The sequence below is a fragment of the Methylobacterium sp. FW306-05-D genome, assembly GCF_058782155.1.
The window spans coordinates 1-17,031 of the sequence record NZ_JBYSXL010000086.1 but is presented as its reverse complement, the minus strand read 5'-3'; the positions used below and the strand labels follow the sequence as shown (position 1 = coordinate 17,031).

At 70.3% G+C, this 17,031-nt stretch carries 17 protein-coding genes, 1 tRNA gene and 1 pseudogene; 9 read left to right on the top strand and 10 right to left on the bottom strand.

Going from position 1 to position 17,031, the window contains the following annotated elements:
• The first annotated feature begins 374 nt into the window (after window positions 1-374).
• The 3 genes from AC3WLN_RS20780 to AC3WLN_RS20770 all read left to right on the top strand — a co-directional run bounded on the left by AC3WLN_RS20780 (window position 375) and on the right by AC3WLN_RS20770 (window position 1,871).
• Entirely contained in the window at window positions 375-1,121 is a 747-nt protein-coding gene (locus AC3WLN_RS20780) for an N-formylglutamate amidohydrolase (protein WP_492484420.1), read from the top strand.
• A 48-nt stretch (window positions 1,122-1,169) separates the two neighbouring features.
• Window positions 1,170-1,478, top strand: a complete 309-nt coding sequence (locus AC3WLN_RS20775) for a DUF1244 domain-containing protein (protein ID WP_492484418.1) — start codon at window positions 1,170-1,172, stop codon at window positions 1,476-1,478.
• Between the two features lie 126 nt (window positions 1,479-1,604).
• Complete coding sequence (locus tag AC3WLN_RS20770) at window positions 1,605-1,871, top strand: DUF2312 domain-containing protein (RefSeq protein ID WP_056180857.1); 267 nt, start codon at window positions 1,605-1,607, stop codon at window positions 1,869-1,871.
• A gap of 41 nt (window positions 1,872-1,912) precedes the next feature.
• Here the strand turns inward: AC3WLN_RS20770 and AC3WLN_RS20765 are convergent, their stop codons facing one another.
• Entirely contained in the window at window positions 1,913-2,233 is a 321-nt protein-coding gene (locus tag AC3WLN_RS20765) for a hypothetical protein (RefSeq protein WP_492484416.1), read from the bottom strand.
• Window positions 2,234-2,333: 100 nt separating this feature from the next.
• Window positions 2,334-3,668, bottom strand: coding sequence for an MFS transporter (locus tag AC3WLN_RS20760; protein ID WP_492484414.1), 1,335 nt, complete (start codon window positions 3,666-3,668; stop codon window positions 2,334-2,336).
• A 345-nt stretch (window positions 3,669-4,013) separates the two neighbouring features.
• Between AC3WLN_RS20760 and cyoA the strand changes: the two genes are divergently transcribed.
• Genes cyoA through AC3WLN_RS20735 form a run of 5 tightly spaced genes read left to right on the top strand, consistent with a single transcriptional unit; the run spans window position 4,014 to window position 9,127 of the window.
• Complete coding sequence (gene cyoA / locus AC3WLN_RS20755; RefSeq protein ID WP_492484412.1) at window positions 4,014-5,237, top strand: ubiquinol oxidase subunit II; 1,224 nt, start codon at window positions 4,014-4,016, stop codon at window positions 5,235-5,237.
• Window positions 5,238-5,297: 60 nt separating this feature from the next.
• Complete coding sequence (cyoB, locus tag AC3WLN_RS20750) at window positions 5,298-7,301, top strand: cytochrome o ubiquinol oxidase subunit I (RefSeq protein WP_492484410.1); 2,004 nt, start codon at window positions 5,298-5,300, stop codon at window positions 7,299-7,301.
• Window positions 7,302-7,329: 28 nt separating this feature from the next.
• Window positions 7,330-7,974, top strand: coding sequence for a cytochrome o ubiquinol oxidase subunit III (gene cyoC, locus AC3WLN_RS20745; protein WP_492484425.1), 645 nt, complete (start codon window positions 7,330-7,332; stop codon window positions 7,972-7,974).
• Window positions 7,971-8,372: a cytochrome o ubiquinol oxidase subunit IV gene (cyoD, locus tag AC3WLN_RS20740; RefSeq protein ID WP_492484408.1), complete on the top strand. Its 402-nt coding sequence runs from the start codon at window positions 7,971-7,973 to the stop codon at window positions 8,370-8,372. Before cyoC ends, cyoD begins: the two co-directional genes overlap by 4 nt.
• Window positions 8,372-9,127, top strand: coding sequence for an SURF1 family protein (locus AC3WLN_RS20735; RefSeq protein ID WP_492484406.1), 756 nt, complete (start codon window positions 8,372-8,374; stop codon window positions 9,125-9,127). The genes cyoD and AC3WLN_RS20735 overlap by 1 nt, the downstream gene beginning before the upstream one ends.
• 2 nt (window positions 9,128-9,129) lie before the next feature.
• Here AC3WLN_RS20735 and AC3WLN_RS20730 read toward each other — a convergent pair whose 3' ends face one another.
• Both AC3WLN_RS20730 and AC3WLN_RS20725 read right to left on the bottom strand, forming a co-directional pair.
• The gene (locus AC3WLN_RS20730; protein ID WP_492484404.1) at window positions 9,130-9,756 is read right to left on the bottom strand and encodes an alpha/beta hydrolase; all 627 of its coding nucleotides are present in this window, start codon (window positions 9,754-9,756) and stop codon (window positions 9,130-9,132) included.
• A 64-nt stretch (window positions 9,757-9,820) separates the two neighbouring features.
• Window positions 9,821-10,762 (bottom strand): annotated as a pseudogene (locus tag AC3WLN_RS20725) (ring-cleaving dioxygenase).
• A gap of 126 nt (window positions 10,763-10,888) precedes the next feature.
• On the opposite strand from AC3WLN_RS20725, the gene AC3WLN_RS20720 reads away from it, so the two are divergent.
• Entirely contained in the window at window positions 10,889-11,818 is a 930-nt protein-coding gene (locus AC3WLN_RS20720) for a LysR family transcriptional regulator (RefSeq protein ID WP_492484402.1), read from the top strand.
• Window positions 11,819-12,003: 185 nt separating this feature from the next.
• Here the strand turns inward: AC3WLN_RS20720 and AC3WLN_RS20715 are convergent, their stop codons facing one another.
• From AC3WLN_RS20715 to AC3WLN_RS20690, 6 genes are all read right to left on the bottom strand, one after another.
• Window positions 12,004-12,231, bottom strand: a complete 228-nt coding sequence (locus AC3WLN_RS20715) for a hypothetical protein (protein WP_492484400.1) — start codon at window positions 12,229-12,231, stop codon at window positions 12,004-12,006.
• A 319-nt stretch (window positions 12,232-12,550) separates the two neighbouring features.
• On the bottom strand, window positions 12,551-13,357 hold the full coding sequence (locus AC3WLN_RS20710; RefSeq protein ID WP_492484398.1) for a transglutaminase-like domain-containing protein: 807 nt from the start codon (window positions 13,355-13,357) through the stop codon (window positions 12,551-12,553).
• Between the two features lie 70 nt (window positions 13,358-13,427).
• Complete coding sequence (locus tag AC3WLN_RS20705; protein WP_492484423.1) at window positions 13,428-14,348, bottom strand: transglutaminase family protein; 921 nt, start codon at window positions 14,346-14,348, stop codon at window positions 13,428-13,430.
• 234 nt (window positions 14,349-14,582) lie between these two features.
• Window positions 14,583-15,104 carry a response regulator gene (locus tag AC3WLN_RS20700; RefSeq protein ID WP_492484421.1) on the bottom strand — a complete coding sequence of 174 codons (522 nt, stop codon included), beginning with the start codon at window positions 15,102-15,104 and terminating at the stop codon, window positions 14,583-14,585.
• A gap of 221 nt (window positions 15,105-15,325) precedes the next feature.
• Entirely contained in the window at window positions 15,326-16,495 is a 1,170-nt protein-coding gene (locus AC3WLN_RS20695) for a transglycosylase SLT domain-containing protein (RefSeq protein ID WP_492484397.1), read from the bottom strand.
• 210 nt (window positions 16,496-16,705) lie between these two features.
• Window positions 16,706-16,782: transfer RNA gene (locus AC3WLN_RS20690), tRNA-His, on the bottom strand.
• Window positions 16,783-17,031: the final 249 nt, after the last annotated feature.

Sequence of the window (17,031 nt, the reverse complement as noted above, 5' to 3'; positions counted from 1 at the left end):
GCCCGGGGCGGGCAGGTGGGGCACGAGGCAGCGCGCCGGGTGGGCGGCGGCGATGGCCTCGTCGAGGCAGTGGAGCAGCAGGGCGCGGCGGGTGTCGGTCGAGGCGGGTGCGGTCATGGCGGGTGCGGTCATGGCGTTTCCGTATTCCGGTGGTCGATCGCAAAGGCGGCCCGGCGGTTCTCCTCCGGATTGTTGTGCCCCCGGCATGGTGCCGGATTGTTGCCGTCGCGGCGCGATCCGCGATACGTGCTGTGCCCGACGCCCGCCGCCTCGGCAAGCCGCGCCTGCGCGGGCATCCCCCGCGATGCGGCCGGGGCCTTGCATCCCGTCCGCCACCCGATGTCGCCCGCGCCCAACCGGATCGTGCCCGCCCCATGCTGCCACCGCATCCCGTCGAGACCATCCCGGGCGACCCCGCCGGGGGCCTGCTCCTGATCTGCGACCACGCCTCGAACCACGTGCCGGAGGATCTGGACCAGCTCGGGGTGCCGGAGCAGGAATTCGCCCGCCACATCGCCTACGACATCGGCGCCGCCGGGGTGACGCGCCGGCTCGCGGCCGAGCTGAACGCCCCCGCGATCCTGACCCGGTTCTCGCGCCTCATCATCGACCCGAATCGCGGCCGGGCCGACCCGACCCTGGTGATGCGCCTCTCCGACGGGGCGGTGGTGCCGGGCAACGCCCGCATCGACGAGGCCGGCAAGGCCGAGCGCGTCCGGCGCTTCTACGAACCCTTCGACGCGGCGATCGAGGCGGGAATCGCCGAGGCCGAGGCCGCCGGCGTGCCGCCCGCCATCGTCACCATCCACAGCTTCACGCCCTATTGGCGCGGGGTGGCGCGCCCCTGGGAAGTCGGCATCCTGTGGGACCGGGACGACCGCATGAGCGCCCCGTTGATCGCGGGCCTGCGCGCCGATCCGGCCGGGCTGACGGTGGGCGACAACGAACCCTATGGCGGCGGCCTGCCCGGCGACACCATCGACCGCCACGCCATGGCCCGCGGCCTGCCGAACGCGCTCGTCGAGATCCGCCAGGACCTCATCGTCGCGGAAGCCGGGCAAGCCGCGTGGGCGAAGCGATTCGCGCGCCTTCTGCGGCCGATGCTGCCGATCGGCGCTTGACGGGACGCCCCGGCGCGCCGACCTCAGGCCTCGACTGGGAGACAGACCATGACCGAGATCGACGACGCCACCCGCACCGAACTCGAGGCCGCCGTGTTCCGGCGCCTCGTCGCGCACCTGCAGAGCCGCACCGACGTGCAGAACATCGACCTGATGAATATGGCCGGGTTCTGCCGCAACTGCTTGTCGAACTGGCTCAAGGACGCCGCCGACGCCCGCGGCCTGCCGATGGACAAGGAGGAGAGCCGCAGCCGCGTCTACGGCATGCCCTATGCCGAGTGGAAGCGCCTGCACCAGCCGGAGGCGACGCCCGAGCAGCAGGCGGCCTTCGCGAAAGCCGCGGCGGAGCCGCACTGAGCCCCGCGGCGGAGCCGCACCGGGACGGCGCCGGCGCTGCACTAAGGTCCCGGTAAGCTTGACGGCTTATCGAGGCGGTTCCGGCGCAGCCCCCCGCGCCTCGCAGATCAGGGACTTGAGACGACCATGGCCGCATCCGCCGCACCCGCCGTCGACGCTTCCTCCGTCGCCGCCGACCAGCTGAAGAGCTTCATCGAGCGCATCGAGCGCCTCGAGGAGGAGAAGGCCGGCCTCGCCTCCGACATCAAGGACGTCTACGCCGAGGCCAAGGGCACCGGCTTCGACACCAAGGCGCTGCGCAAGATCATTTCCCTGCGCAAGAAGGACCATGCCGAGCGCCAGGAGGAGGAGGCGATCCTCGAGCTCTACATGCAGGCCCTCGGCATGGTCTGAGCGCGCTCGGCGCGCCGGGGCAGGGGCGTTCCCCGCCCCGCTCAGCGCAGGCTCTTCGGGGGCGGCGCCACGGTCGAAGTCTCCGGCGTCTCGCGCGGGTCGGCGTCGCGCAGGCCGGCCCAGAGCTTCCACTCGGCCCAGGCCTGCTCCAGGGCCGCCACCGCGTCGTCGCGCGAGGACACCGTCGCGCCGCGACGGAACGGCGCCGCGCCGATGTCGAGATGGAGGCCCCAGGTCCATTGCGCCGCCGGGGCCGGCTCGTCGCTGATGCAGTCGACCCGCCCGACGATCAGGGCGCCGCTCGTGATGACGTAGGTCTCCCGCGGATGGTCCTCAAGGCGGGTGTAGATCAGCTTTGCCACGATGCGTCCGAGCCTCGACCGGGTCGCTCTTCCGACGAAAAAAGCCCCGGAGGCGCGTGGCGCCGGCCGGGGCTTTCGCGTGCCGCCTTCGAGCCCGGCCTCAGAGGCGGGCGGTCTCGCGCCGGTTGAAGGCGAGGGCGCACAGGGTCGCGACGGCACCGGACAGGAGGTAGACGCCGACCCAGGACAGGCCGAAGCGGCTCGACACGCTGAGCGCCACCAGGGGTGCGAAGCCCGCGCCGATCAGCCAGGCGAGATCCGAGGTCAGGGCGGCGCCGGTGTAGCGGTAGCGCGTGCCGAGATTGGCCGTCACCGAGCCCGAGGTCTGGCCGTAGGACAGGCCGAGCAGGCCGAAGCCGATCAGCACGTAGATCGTCTGGCCGAGCTCGCTGTCGCCGAAGATGATCGGCGCGGCGATGCTCGCCAGGGCGAAGAGCCCGATCAGACCGGCGGCGACGCCCACCAGGGTGCGCCGGCCGATGCGGTCGGCCAGCACGCCCGAGAGCACGATGGTGCCGGCGGCCAGGAAGGCGCCTGAACACTGGACCAGCAGGAACTCGCCCGCCGAGCGCTGGGTGAACAGGTGGATCCAGCTGATCGGGAACACGGTCACGAGGTGGAACAGCGCGAAGCTCGCCAGCGGCACCACGGCGCCGATCAGCACGAAGCGGCCATGGGTCCGCAGCAGCTCCAGCACCGGGGTCGGCTCCAGCTCCTGCATCTCCAGCATGCGCGAGAATTCCTCGGTGGCCACGAGGCGCAGGCGGGCGAAGAGCGCCACGACGTTGATCGCGAAGGCCACGAAGAACGGGTAGCGCCAGCCCCAGTCGAGGAAGTCGGCGTTGGAGACGTTGCCGAGGAAGAAGGCGAACAGGGCGCTCGCCAGCATGAAGCCCACCGGGGCGCCGAGCTGCGGGATCATCGCGTACCAGCCGCGCTGCTTCTCGGGGGCGTTGAGCGCCAGCAGGGAGGCGAGGCCGTCCCAGGCGCCGCCGAGGGCGAGGCCCTGGCCGAAGCGCAGGGCGGCGAGAATCCAGATCGAGAGCGCGCCGATCTGGTGATAGTTCGGCAGGAAGCCGATCGCCATGGTCGAGCCGCCGAGGAGGAACAGCGCGATGGTCAGCTTGGCCGCGCGCCCGTGCCGGCGGTCGATCTCCATGAAGATCACCGAGCCGATGGGGCGGGCGATGAAGGCCAGGGCGAACAGCGCGAAGGCGTAGAGCGTGCCCGTCAGCGGATCGGCGAAGGGGAAGAACACGCCGGGGAAGATCAGCACCGAGGCGATGCCGTAGACGAAGAAGTCGAAATACTCGGCGGCGCGGCCGATCACCACGCCGATGGCGATCTCGCCCGGGGCGACCCGGTGGTCGCTGGACGCCTCGTGCGCGTCGCGTTCCAGCGACCGGGAGGATGGCACTGCGTATTCTGCGCTCATCGGGGGTACCGTACTCGCTTCATGCGTTCGGGGCCGAATCGGGCGCGGCGAGGCGCGCGGAGCCCTGGGATGTGGGACACGTGTACGCCCTGCATTTCCTCTGCGTCAAAGCGCGGCGTGACGCGGGCCGTGACAAACCGCGGTCTTTTGGCGCGATGCGCCGGATCACCGACATGGTCGATAGCGCAGTTCGTCCTCCGCCGGCTATGACCGTAGCGCTGATCAGACGCGCCGAGCGCGACTTGTCAGATTGATGCAATGCAGCGAAGTGAGACCCGACGATTCCTCCCCCGGCCAATCGGGCTGGGTGGACGTCGCTCATCCGAGATGGTGCCAGACGAGTCCATGCCGGTCAAAACACTCCGTACGCTCGCGCTCCTCCCGTTGTTCGGACTGCTGTCCGGCTGCAACATGGTCCTGATGCAGCCCTCGGGCGACATCGCCACCCGGCAGCGCGACCTGATTCTGGCCTCCACCGGCCTGATGCTGCTCATCATCATCCCGGTCATCGCCTTCACGCTGCTGTTCGCCTGGCGCTACCGCGCCTCGAACACGGATGCCGAGTACGATCCCGACTGGCACCACTCGACGCAGCTCGAGGTGCTGATCTGGTCGGCGCCCCTGGTGATCGTCATCGCCCTCGGCGCGCTCACCTGGATCAGCACCCACACGCTCGATCCCTATCGCCCGCTCAGCCGCCTCGACGCCGAGCGGCCGCTGCCCGCCGGGGTGAAGCCGCTGACGGTCGAGGTCGTCGCACTCGATTGGAAATGGCTGTTCTTCTACCCAGATCAGGGCATCGCCACCGTCAACGAACTGGTGGCTCCGGTCGATGTGCCGATCTCCTTCAAGATCACGTCCGCCACCGTCATGAATTCGTTCTTCATCCCCGCGCTCGCCGGACAGATCTACGCCATGGCCGGCATGGAGACGAAGCTGCACGCGGTCATCAACCAGGCCGGCACCTACGAGGGACTGTCGTCCAACTACAGCGGCTCGGGCTTCTCGCGGATGAACTTCAAGTTCCACGGCCGCGACCAGGCCGGATTCGACAGCTGGGTCGCCAAGGTCAAGGCCGAGGGCAAGCCCCTCGACCGCCAGAGCTACCTCGCCCTGGAGAAGCCGAGCGAGCGCGAGCCCGTGCGCTACTTCTCCTCCGTCGAGAACGGCCTCTACGGCGCGGTGCTCAACATGTGCGTCGTGCCGGGCAAGATGTGCATGAACGAGATGATGCACATCGACGCCATGGGCGGCGCCGGCAAGGAGAGCCACGCCAACCGCGAGCGCCTCGAATACGACAACCGCTACGCCGAGCAGGGCGTCGAGGCGCCGGGCGCCACGGTCGGCGGCTCGGGCCGGGAATCGCACAGCCGGGAGCAGCCCGAGGGCATGAAGCCGAAATCAATCGCCCCGGACGTCAAGCCCGCTTCGGCGCCCGAGCATTCCGGCCACGACCATTCGGGACACGATCATTCCGGCCAAGATCACTCCGGGCACGGCGGCCCCGCCGGCGACGGAAAGGACTCGAAGGGGTCCGACCCGATCGCGCCTGGCCAACTCAATCGATAGCGCGGACGCCTCGGACGCCCGCGCCCCCCGTTCGGCACACTCCTCTCACGAGTAGGTCCCATGTTTTCCAATCCGGATCTCCAGAAGCTCCTGTTCGGGCGCCTGACGCTCGACGCCGTGCCGCTTCATGAGCCGATCCTCCTCGTCACCTTCGCGATGGTCGGCCTCGGCGGCGTCGCGGTGCTCGGGGCGCTCACCTATTTCCGCCTCTGGGGTCCCCTCTGGCGCGACTGGTTCACCTCCGTCGATCACAAGAAGATCGGCATCATGTACATCGTGCTCGCGCTGGTCATGCTCCTGCGCGGCTTCGCCGACGCGCTGATGATGCGCGCCCAGCAGGCGATGGCCTTCGGGCCGAACGAGGGCTACCTGCCGCCGCACCACTACGACCAGATCTTCACCGCCCACGGCGTGATCATGATCTTCTTCGTGGCGATGCCGCTGGTGACGGGCCTGATGAACTTCGTGGTGCCGCTGCAGATCGGCGCCCGCGACGTGGCCTTCCCGTTCCTCAACAACTTCAGCTTCTGGATGACGGTGAGCGGCGCCGTGACCGTGATGGCCTCGCTGTTCGTCGGCGAGTTCGCCCGCACCGGCTGGCTCGCCTATCCGCCGCTCTCGGGACCCGCCATGAGCCCGGGGGTCGGCGTCGACTACTACATCTGGGCGCTGCAGATCGCCGGCATCGGGACGTTGCTGTCGGGCATCAACCTCATCGCCACCATCGTGAAGATGCGGGCGCCGGGCATGACCATGATGAAGATGCCGGTCTTCACCTGGACCGCCCTCTGCACCAACATCCTCATCGTCGCCGCCTTCCCCATCCTCACGGCCGTTCTCGCGCTGCTGTCGCTCGACCGCTACGTCGGCACGCACTTCTTCTCGAACGACCTCGGCGGCAACCCGATGATGTACGTGAACCTGGTTTGGATCTGGGGTCACCCGGAGGTGTACATCCTCATCCTGCCGGCCTTCGGCGTGTTCTCGGAGATCGTCTCGACCTTCTCCAGCAAGCGCCTCTTCGGCTACGCGTCGATGGTCTACGCCACCGTCGTGATCACGATCCTGTCCTACCTCGTGTGGCTGCACCACTTCTTCACGATGGGCTCGGGCGCGTCGGTGAACTCGTTCTTCGGCATCACGACGATGATCATCTCGATCCCGACGGGCGCGAAGATCTTCAACTGGCTGTTCACCATGTACAAGGGCCGCATCCGCTTCGAGGTGCCGATGCTCTGGACGGTGGGCTTCATGGTGACCTTCGTCATCGGCGGCATGACCGGCGTGCTGCTCGCCGTGCCCCCGGCCGACTTCGTGCTGCACAACTCGCTGTTCCTGATCGCCCACTTCCACAACGTCATCATCGGCGGCGTGCTGTTCGGTATGCTCGCCGGCATCACCTACTGGTTCCCCAAGGCCTTCGGCTTCAAGCTCGACGACTTCTGGGGCAAGGTGTCGTTCTGGTTCTGGCTGACCGGGTTCTGGGTGGCCTTCATGCCGCTCTACGTGCTCGGCCTGATGGGCGTGACCCGCCGCGTCCAGCACTTCGACGACCCGTCGCTGCAGATCTGGTTCGTCATCGCGGCCTTCGGCGCCGTGCTGATCCTGTGCGGCATCGCCTCCTTCGCGATCACCCTGGTGGTCAGCGTCCTGCGCCGCGAGCAGCTGCGCGACACCACCGGCGACCCGTGGGGCGGCCGGACCCTGGAATGGGCGACCGCGTCGCCGCCGCCGGACTACAACTTCGCCTTCACGCCGGTGATCCACGATCACGACGCGTGGTGGGACATGAAGAAGCGCGGCTACGCCCGTCCGCTCCAGGGCTTCAAGCCGATCCACATGCCCAAGAGCACCGCGGCCGGCATCATCCTCGGCGTGCTGAGCATCGTCTTCGCCTTCGCGATGATCTGGTACATCTGGTGGCTCGCGGCCCTCAGCTTCGCCGCCATCGCGGTCGTCGCGATCGGCCACACCTTCAACTACAACCGCGACTTCTACATCCCGGCCGACGAGGTCGTCCGGACGGAAGCCCAGCGGACGGCCCTGCTGGCGGAGCGCGTCTGAGACCATGGCAACCCACGCTTCCCCTGCCATGAACTTCGAGCCGGGCCGAAGCCCGTCGGTGGCGATCCCCGAGGTCGACCCGACGGCCTTCTACGACGCCAAGGGCGAGCATCACCCGGAAGGGAGCACGATGCTCGGCTTCTGGCTCTACCTGATGAGCGACTGCCTCATCTTCGCGGCCCTGTTCGCCACCTACGCCGTGGTGGGCCGGAACTACGCCGCCGGGCCGTCGCCGAAGGATCTGTTCGACCTGCCGCTGGTGGCGCTGAACACCTCGATGCTGCTGTTTTCCTCCATCACCTACGGCTTCGCCATGCTGGAGATGGAGAAGGGCGACCTCAGCCGGGTGCAGATCTGGCTGGCGGTGACCGGCCTGTTCGGCCTCGCCTTCGTGGGGCTCGAACTCTACGAGTTCCACCACCTGATCCACGAGGGCGCGACGCCCCAGCGCAGCGCCTTCCTCTCGGCCTTCTTCACCCTGGTCGGCACCCACGGCCTGCATGTCAGCCTCGGCATCGTCTGGCTGGTGACGCTGATGGCGCAGGTGCACAAGCGCGGGCTGGTGCCCGAGAACAAGCGCCGGCTGCTCTGCCTGAGCATGTTCTGGCACTTCCTCGACGTGATCTGGATCGGCGTCTTCACCTTCGTGTACCTGATGGGAGTCCTGCAATGAGCGCCGCGTCGAAGGCAGGACACGACGATCACGGGCACGGGCACGGGCACGGGCACGGGCACGGGCACGCCGAGGGTGCCAGCCACGGCACCTTCAGGGACTACATGACCGGCTTCGTGCTGTCGGTCATCCTGACGGCGATCCCGTTCATCCTCGTGATGGGCAACGTGATCGGCAACGACCGGATCACCGGCATCGTGATCATGATCTTCGCCGTGGCGCAGATCGTGGTGCACATGGTCTACTTCCTGCACATGAACACGAAGTCCGAGGGCGGCTGGACCTTCCTGGCGCTGATCTTCACCCTGACGCTGGTGATCATCACGCTCGCGGGCTCCCTGTGGGTGATGTTCCACCTCAACACCAACATGATGCCGCAGCACATGCATATGGGCTGATGGCCCGGACCCGGCCGGCGGCGCGGCGCTCCCCCGTCACCCTCGCGGCTATCGCCATCGCCGGGCTCGTCCTGGCGGTGGGCCTCGCGGGGTTGGGGACCTGGCAGGTCCAGCGCCGCACCTGGAAGCACGACCTCGTCGCCCGGGTCGACGCGCGCGTCCACGCCGACCCGGCGGAGGCGCCGGGCCCCGAGACCTGGAGCGGCCTGACCGCGGAGGCCGATGCCTACCGCCGGGTGCGGGCGAGCGGGCGGTTCCGCAACGATCGCGAGACCCTGGTCCAGGCGGTTACCGATCTCGGCGCCGGTTTCTGGGTGCTGACCCCGCTCGCCCGGGACGACGGCACCACGGTCCTGATCAATCGCGGCTTCGTGCCGGGCGACCGGCGCGAGGCCGCCGCGCGGGCGGCCGGGCAGATCGCCGGGCAGACCACGGTCACGGGCCTCCTGCGCCTGAGCGAACCGGGCGGCGCCTTCCTGCGCAGCAACGCCCCCGAGGCCGGCCGCTGGTACTCGCGCGACGTCGCCGCCATCGCGCAGGCGCAGGGTCTGGCGAACGCCGCGCCGTACTTCATCGATGCCGACGCCACGCCGAACCCCGGCGGCTGGCCGGTGGGCGGGCTGACGGTGGTGCGGTTTCCCGACAACCACCTCGTCTACGCCATCACCTGGTACGTCCTCGCCCTGATGGTCCTGGGCGCGGTCGGCTACACCCTGGCCGATGCCCGCCGCGGCGCCGGGCGGACCCCGGCCTGAGGTCAGGCCGCGGGAAGCCCCGCGAGCCAGGCGCCGGCCCGGGTCACGTCGGCCTGCGAGAGCCCGTGCCCGACCGGCAGGGTCTCGTGGGTGACGGCCGCCCCGTCCGCCCGCAGGCGTTCGGCCAGCGTCGCCGCATTGGCGGCCGGCACGATCGGGTCGGCGGCGCCCGAGAGCATCAGCACCGGCCGACGCGTGAGATCCACCGGCGGCGTCTCGCGCAGGGGCACCATGGCCCGCAGGAGCACCGCGCCGGCCAGCACTTCCGGGTGCAGCAGGAGCAGGGCCGCGGCGATGTTGGCGCCGTTGGAGAAGCCCAAAGCCACCGGCGCGGCGAGGCCGTAGGCCCTGCGCGCCTCGGCGACGAAGCCCGCGAGGTCGGCGGCGCGGCGGCGCAGATCGGCCTCGTCGAAGACCCCCTCGGCCAGGCGGCGGAAGAAGCGCGGCATGCCGTTCTCCAGCACGGCCCCGCGCGGGGAGAGCAAGGCGGCGCCGGGCAGCAGGGTCCGGCCGAGGGGCAGGAGATCGTTCTCGTCGCCGCCGGTGCCGTGCAGGAGGAGGAGCGGCGGCTGGCCGGCGGCGGCGGCGGGCACGAAGCGATGGGCGAAGCCCAGGGATGTCTCGGTCATGGCAACCTCGGATGCGTCGGTGGGAGCGCACCCGCCCCGTCAAGGGCGGGCGCATGGGGCTGGCCTAGGCGATCGGGGGCAGGTGCCCCTCGATCTGGGCCCGGTGGGGTTCGAGGAAGGCCGGCAGCTTGAGGGCGCCGCCCAGGGTCGTCACCGGCTCGTCGACGGCGAAGCCCGGGACGTCGGTGGCGATCTCGAACAGCACGCCCCCCGGCTCACGGAAGTAGACCGAGCGGAAGTACTACCGGTCCCGCTGCTCGGTGACGCCGAGCCCGTAGGTGCGGGTCAGGCTCTCCACCATCCGCGCCTGCTCCGCGTCGTCCGCCGTCCGGAAGGCGATATGGTGCACCGAGCCGGCGCCCTGGCGGCCGGGGAGGAATTCGCCCACCGCCCGCAGGGTGACGAAGCCGCCCTCCGGCGCGCCGCTGGCGTAGCGGATCGCCGTGCCCTCGCGCCCGTCCTCGCGGAAGCCGAACACCCCGGTGAGGATCGCCGCCGTCGCCTCCGCCGCCTTGAGGAGCAGGGTGACGCCGTGGAAGCCGCGGATCGCGTGCTCCGCCGGGATCTCGGCGCCGGTCCAGGGCGCGTCGATCTCCGCCCCCCCGGTACCCTCTTCGATCCCAACCAGGGCCAGCATCATGCCGTCGGGGTCGCGGAAGCGCAGAACCGGCTCGCCCAGCACCTGGACCAGGGCCTCGTGGCTGACCCCCTTCTCGATCAGGCGGTGGGTCCACCAGCCGATCGAGGCGCGCGGCACCCGGAAGGCGGTCTCCTGGGTCTCGCCGATCCCGACCCGGCCGGGGGCCGCGTGCACGATCGGGAAGAAGGTCAGGATCGTGCCGGGGCGGCCGGTCTCGTCGCCGTAATAGAGGTGGTAGGTGCCCGGATCGTCGAAATTGACGGTCTTCTTCACCAGCCGCAGGCCGAGGACCCGGGTGTAGAAGTCGAGGTTCCGCTCGGGCGAGCCGGAGAAGGCGGTGACGTGGTGGATGCCGTTCTGGGCCATGGGACGATCTCCTTCGGGGCCGCACCGCGCCGGGAACCGGCCGTGCTGCGATGACCGGAAGATGCGCCTTGCCATCGCTCGCGAAAATGGAAACGATGGAAACGCATCGTTTCTGAAAGTCCGCCCATGAAGCTCCCGGATTTCGAGGCCTGGGCCGTCTTCGCCAAGGTGGTGGAGACCGGCTCCTTCGGCCGGACGGCGACGGAGCTCGGCATCACCAAGGGCACGGTGTCGAAGGCGGTGACCCGCCTCGAGGCGCGGATCGGCGCGCGGCTGTTCCACCGCACCTCCCGCAAGCTGGCGCTGACGGAGGCCGGCGCCTCGGCCCGGGAGGCCGCCGCCCGCATCCTGGCCGAGGGCGAAGCCGCCGAGGCCCTGGCGCGGGACGCGGCGGCGCAGCCGCGGGGCAAGGTCCGGCTCGCCGCGCCGATGTCGTTCGGCGTGCTGCACGTGGCGCCGCTGCTGCCGCAATTCCTCGCCGCGCATCCGGGCCTCAGCATCGACCTGCATCTCGGCGACGACCTGATCGACCTCGTCGGCGGCGGCTTCGACCTCGGCCTGCGCATCGCCGCGCTGACGGATTCCTCCCTGCGGGCGCGGCGGCTCTGCACCATTCACCGCTCCCTCGTCGCCACACCCGACTACCTCGCCCGGCACGGGCATCCGGCCCATCCGCACGATCTCGCGGATCACGCCTGCCTCGGCTACGCCTACCTGCCGAGCCCCGACCGCTGGCGCTTCCTCGGTCCCGACGGCGCGGAGGCGACGATCGCGCCGGACGGCCCCCTGCGGGCCAACAACGCCGATGCCCTCGCGCCGGCCCTGCGCGCCGGCCTCGGCCTCGCGGTCCAGCCGGATTTCATGGTGTGGGAAGATCTGCGCGACGGTCGCCTGGTGCGGGTCCTGCCGGGCTGGACGCCGCCCCGGATCGACCTCCATCTCGTGACGCCGCCCGGCGATCCGCGCCCGGCTCGGGTCACCGCCGTGATCACGTATCTGGCCCGCGCCCTCTCGGCCGCGCCCTGGGCCGGAGGACAGCCGGGCGCGGAGGCCTGACGGGCATCGGATCGGAAGCGGTCTGGTTTCGCGGGCGCTCCAGCGCCGGACCCGGCCACCGCGCGGACGCCGCAAATCCCCTCCGCCGGGCGGTCAGGAGGCGCCGTCGCCCTGGCCATCGATCGCTCCGCGTCCCCGACCGATCGGACGGGGCGGCCTCGGGCGCGATACCGCCGGGACCGCGATCAGGCCTCGGCGATCTCGAGTTTCAGGCCGCGCCCACGCAGCACCTTGTCGAGGCGCTGGCGCATTTCCGGGCAGAGCCGGTTCACCCGGAGATGCAGGGTGTCGCCCTGCGGCGTGCCGGTGACCCAGAGGCGGTAGCTCAGGCCCTCGTCCCGGAGCTGCTCCAGCAGACGCTCGGAGGCGATCCGGTTGGCCTCGTTGTTCATCGCGATGAGGCGTGCATCCATCTCGGTCTCTCCTGCTTCAGGAGTGCAACGCACGGCGCGGCACGTTTCGTCCCTCCCTCCTGGATTCGTGGTGAAGGGCGGCTGATCCCGCCCTGCGCCGGACGCATGGCAGGGACGGCCGCCCGCAGGAACGGGCGGGGAGACGCGGCGCGAATCGCGGGCGTTCCCGGAAGCCGGAGGCGCGCCGGGCGCGCGACGGGGGGCGCCGGCCTTGCCGGCCAGGGCCTGTGCGGTCCGGCCCCGAGCAGCGCCCGGGCCGCGGGGCCGGGGAGGGCGCCGAGCGCCGGGGCGCGGATGCACGCCCCGGCTACCGGGAGGATCAGAAGACCTCGTCGGTGTGGACGTCGAAGCGGGCGAGGTGCGCGTAGCCGAAATTGGTGGTGATCGCCACGTCGGTGGCGTCGCGTCCGCGCGCCATCACGATCCGGCCGATGCGCGGCGTGTTGTGGCGGGCATCGAAGGTGTACCAGGTCCCGTCGAGATAGGCCTCGAACCAGGCCGAGAAATCCATCGGGTCGGGCACCGGCGGGATGCCGATATCGCCGAGATAGCCGGTGCAGTAGCGGGCCGGAATGTTCATGCAGCGGCAGAACGCGACCGCCAGATGCGCGAAATCGCGGCAGACGCCCTGGCGCTGCATGAATCCGTCCCAGGCCGTGCGGGTGGCGTCGGCGCACATGTAGTCGAAGCGGATGCGGTCGTGGACATAGTCGCAGATCGCCTGGACCCGGCCCCAGCCCATCGGCGTGCCGCCGAATAGCGACCAGGCCGTCTCGGAGAGCTTGTCGGTGTCGCAGTAGCGGCTGCCCAGGAGGTAGACGAGCACGTCGTTGGGCAGGTTCTGCACCTCGATCTGCTGCGCGTAGGGCGCGTAGGCGTCGGGCAGACCGGAATCCTGGACCACGAAATCAGCGGAGATGGTCAGCCGGCCGGGGGGCGTGACGATGCGCGTGCAGATGTTGTCGAAGACGTCGCGATAATCCTGGGACGGGATCGGCGGATCGAAACTGATGACGTGCGGGGTCAGAACGTCCGGCATTCGCGAGGGGTGCACGCTCAACGCGAGGATCATCGGCGTTGGCTGAACCGATTCGAAGGCGATGTCGAACCCAGTCCTGATCTTCATGTCCACCACCTGATCCTGTCGAGAAACACACGCTCTACATCTGCGGCCGGGCGGGGGCCGCCCCGCTGCGTCAACGCGCCAAGTTCGGTTCGGTCGCCCGAGGCCCCCCGGCCCCCGGCTCGACTTCATCGACATGGACGCTCACCGTCATGCCCAGGTCGTCCGCCGGAAACCCGAAGAACGACCCGTGCAGGGGCACCGCCTGGCGCGGGTCCCGCGCCACCGCGACCCGGATCAGATCCCGGTTTCCGACGATGCCGTTCGTCGGATCGAACTCGATCCAGCCCGCGCCGGGCAGGTAGACCTGCACCCAAGCATGAGTCGAGCCACCGCCGACGTGGCGGTCGCGATCCCCGCGTGGGTTGTAGAGGTAGCCGGAGACGAAGCGGGCCGCCATGCCCAGGGCGCGCACGGCCTCGATCATCAACACCGCGAAATCGCGGCAGCTTCCGCGCTTGAGGCGCAGCGTGGTGACCGGGTCCTGCACGCCCTTCTCGGAGCGGGCGAGATACGCGAAGTTGCGCCGGACGCTGCGGGTCATCTCCGCCAGCAGCTCCTGGGTGCCGATGCGTCCGGCCGGCGGCACGAAGCTGCGGGCCCAGGCATCGACCTCGTTGCGCGGGTCGGCATACTGGCGCTCCATCGAGCGGCTGAGATCCGGGATGTCGTCGGCGCTGTAGCCGAACGGGTAGTGGGCCGCATGGGCGGCGATGGGGAAGTCGGGCGTCGATTCCGGCGTGTGGTCGAGGGTGATCCCGCACTCGAAGGTGAGCTGCGCGGCCCGGCCGGTGAAGGAGGCGACGGCCACGCAGTTGCCGAAGACGTCGTGGAGCCAGCGCAGGCCGCTCGGCTCCGGCGTGATCTTCAGGGTCGACGAGATCAGGCGCTGGTCGTAGCTGTCGCGCGGCCGGAACATGATGCGGTGCTCACCGAAGGCCACCGGCTGCCGGTAGCGGTAGGTGGTGAGGTGGCGGACGGAGAGAATGGGCAAGGCGAGGGGCTCCACCACGCCACCGGAGCGCGGTCTGGTCGGCACGGACGCTGGGTCTGGGAATGCAAGTCACGCGCCGGGGTTGTTCCGCGCCGGGAGTCTCGCGCGGAACGGCTTGCACCCCGCTCCATGCGCCCGGACGCGCCGGGAGTCACCTCTCATGAGGCATGCGCCGTGAATCGGGCGCCCGGGCCGGCTCGGCGGGCCCGAAGGCCCGCGCCCGGGCTGCGCGCCTCAGGTGACGATCGGCTGGGGGGCGCTCGTGGCCAGTTCGGCCTCGGTGAGGAGGTCGAAGGGACGCCACGGCTTCGGGATGAAGACCGCCTGCTCCGGCAGGGTGGCGGGGGGCGCGGCCCGCCGTCCCGAGGTCACCACCATGCGCGCCGCCGGCCAGAGCAGGGCGACGGCCGAGGCCAGCTGCACGCCGTCCATGGCGCCGGCCAGGCTGACATCGGCGAAGACCAGGGCGACGTCGCCGCCGCGCTCGCGCATGATGGTCAGGGCCGCCTCGGCGCTGTCGCAGCCGATGGCGGTGAGCTCGGTGTCGCTCAGGAGGGCTTCGGCCAGGGAGCGCGTCGCGGCGTCGTCCTCGACCACCAGGGCGAGCTTCGAGGGCCGCGTCCGGTCCCGGGCCGGCACGGCGGCGGGCTCCGGCTGGACCTTGCGGACGAGCACGGCGAGGTGCTCCGGCACGCCCTCGGCGATCAGGTCGTCGTAGAAGGCGGCGAGGGCCTGGCCGATCCGGTCCAGGGACAGGCCGGGACTGAGCGTGTCCGCGAGCGATGTCCGGCCGACGGCGGACGGGGAATCCGCGTTCGTACCTTTTGGGTCCGGCAAGCAGGGCCTCCGCGGTTCGTGTCTCGGGACGAACCCGGGCGTGGGCTCGCCGACATTAAAGCCGGGAGACCACGGTCAGTTGCGGTAAATCATCCGCGACCCCGCGCGCCCTGTGCGTTTCGTCATCCGGGGCGGGTGGATCAGTCCACCGCCGCGTCGGCATAGGCGAGGATGCCGGCGACCGAGCGGACGTCGCGGTAGCGCTCGCCGCGGGTGCTCATCATGGCCTCGAACTTCTCGTGCACCTGCGCCACCGACAGGCTGACCGCCTTGCGGCGCCCGCGCTGCGCGGCGAAGAAGATCGTCTTGTTGGCGCGGGCCGGGCCGGGCAGCATCGAGGCGGCGGCGGCCTTGGGCTTGTCGACCACGGTGGCGAGGAAGTCCTCGGCATCGTCGGGGCCGAGGAAGTGGGCGAGATAGACCTCGCCGAGGCTGAGTTCGCGGCCGATGCGCAGGGCGATGCGGGCGGCGTCGCGCTTCAGCATCTCGCCGGCCATCAGGGCGGAGAGGTAGGGGTCGCGGCGCATCTCCAGGATGCGGGTGCGCTCGGCGGCGTCCGCCACCGTGGGGCGGCCGTTGTCCCCGGCGACCACCAGGGCCGCGTCGGCGGCGAGGCCGTATTTCGGGCCGAAGTCGCGCACGACCCCGAACCAGGTCCGCTCGATGAATTGGAACAGGCCGGTGGCCGAGGAGGTCTGGGCCTGCACCTCGGTCTTGAAGCTCGATTCCTTGTCGGCCACCGCCATCAGCAGCACGGGGTCCGTCTGCACCGCCTGGGCGGCGCGGACGATCTTCTGCACGAGGTGGCGGCGGATCTTCATCGGCCCGAATTCGAGGACCTCGTTCGGGTCGCCGACCGAGCTCTCGGTCAGGAGGTAGTCGTAGGAGACGCGGTCGACCGCGTTGGAGCCGAGCTCGGTGTCGAGGTCGTGCACCGCCGCGAAGGCGGAGGAGGCGGTGATGACGGCGCGCGCGGCCGGCGCGGTCGCCTGGGCGGAGGCCTGGAGGATCACCGGCACCGGCTGGATGCGCGGGCGCGGCATGGTGATCTCGGTCATCGCGTGGGCGGACTGCACCACGCCGGTCTCGGGCCCGACGCCGTAGGACAGGACCGCGCCGAGGCCGCCGGCCAGGAGCAGCATCGAGAGGACGGAGCGGGTGAGGGCGGGGCGGCTGCCGTGGTCGCGGCCGACGCGGGCCCCGAGGGTCAGGGCATCCGAGGCGGTCGGGCCGGACCCGAAACCGGAGCGCGGCGCGAGCGAGCCCTTGGCGAAGACGGTCCGTGACGATCCGACGTTTCGACCCTGCATCTGCGCGACCCAACCCCGTTCCCTGGCGACGGGTTGAGATTAGCTTGACAGATGTGGCGACAACACGGCCCAGTTTGGGGCAATCCCGTGGCAAATTCGGCACGGTGTCCAGAGCGTTTTCGCACATCGCGACCCGGTCTCGGGCCGGGGAGAACGCCGAACGCGGCCATGCCCGAGCACGACCGCCGCAGAAACCCTATCGGATGGGAATGGTACCACTGCCCCGGCTCGAACGGGGGACCTCTTGATCCACAATCAAGCGCTCTAACCAACTGAGCTACAGCGGCACTGCGGGCGATCTATCCCGAGCCGCGCCGCATTTCAAGCCGCCTTCGGCCGATCGTCGGCAAAAGTGTGGGCCGTCCCCCGCCCGAGGCGGCGCGGCCGCTCCGTCGGGGGCCGGAGCTGTCGACGGGGAACGGGCGGGCAGGCTAAGCAGGGCGCGGGTCCGTCTCCCGCGCGCGCTCCGCCCGGCGCCCGCCCCCGACACCGGTCGATGCCACCGCCCCCCGCTCCCCCCCGTCCGCCCGGCGCCC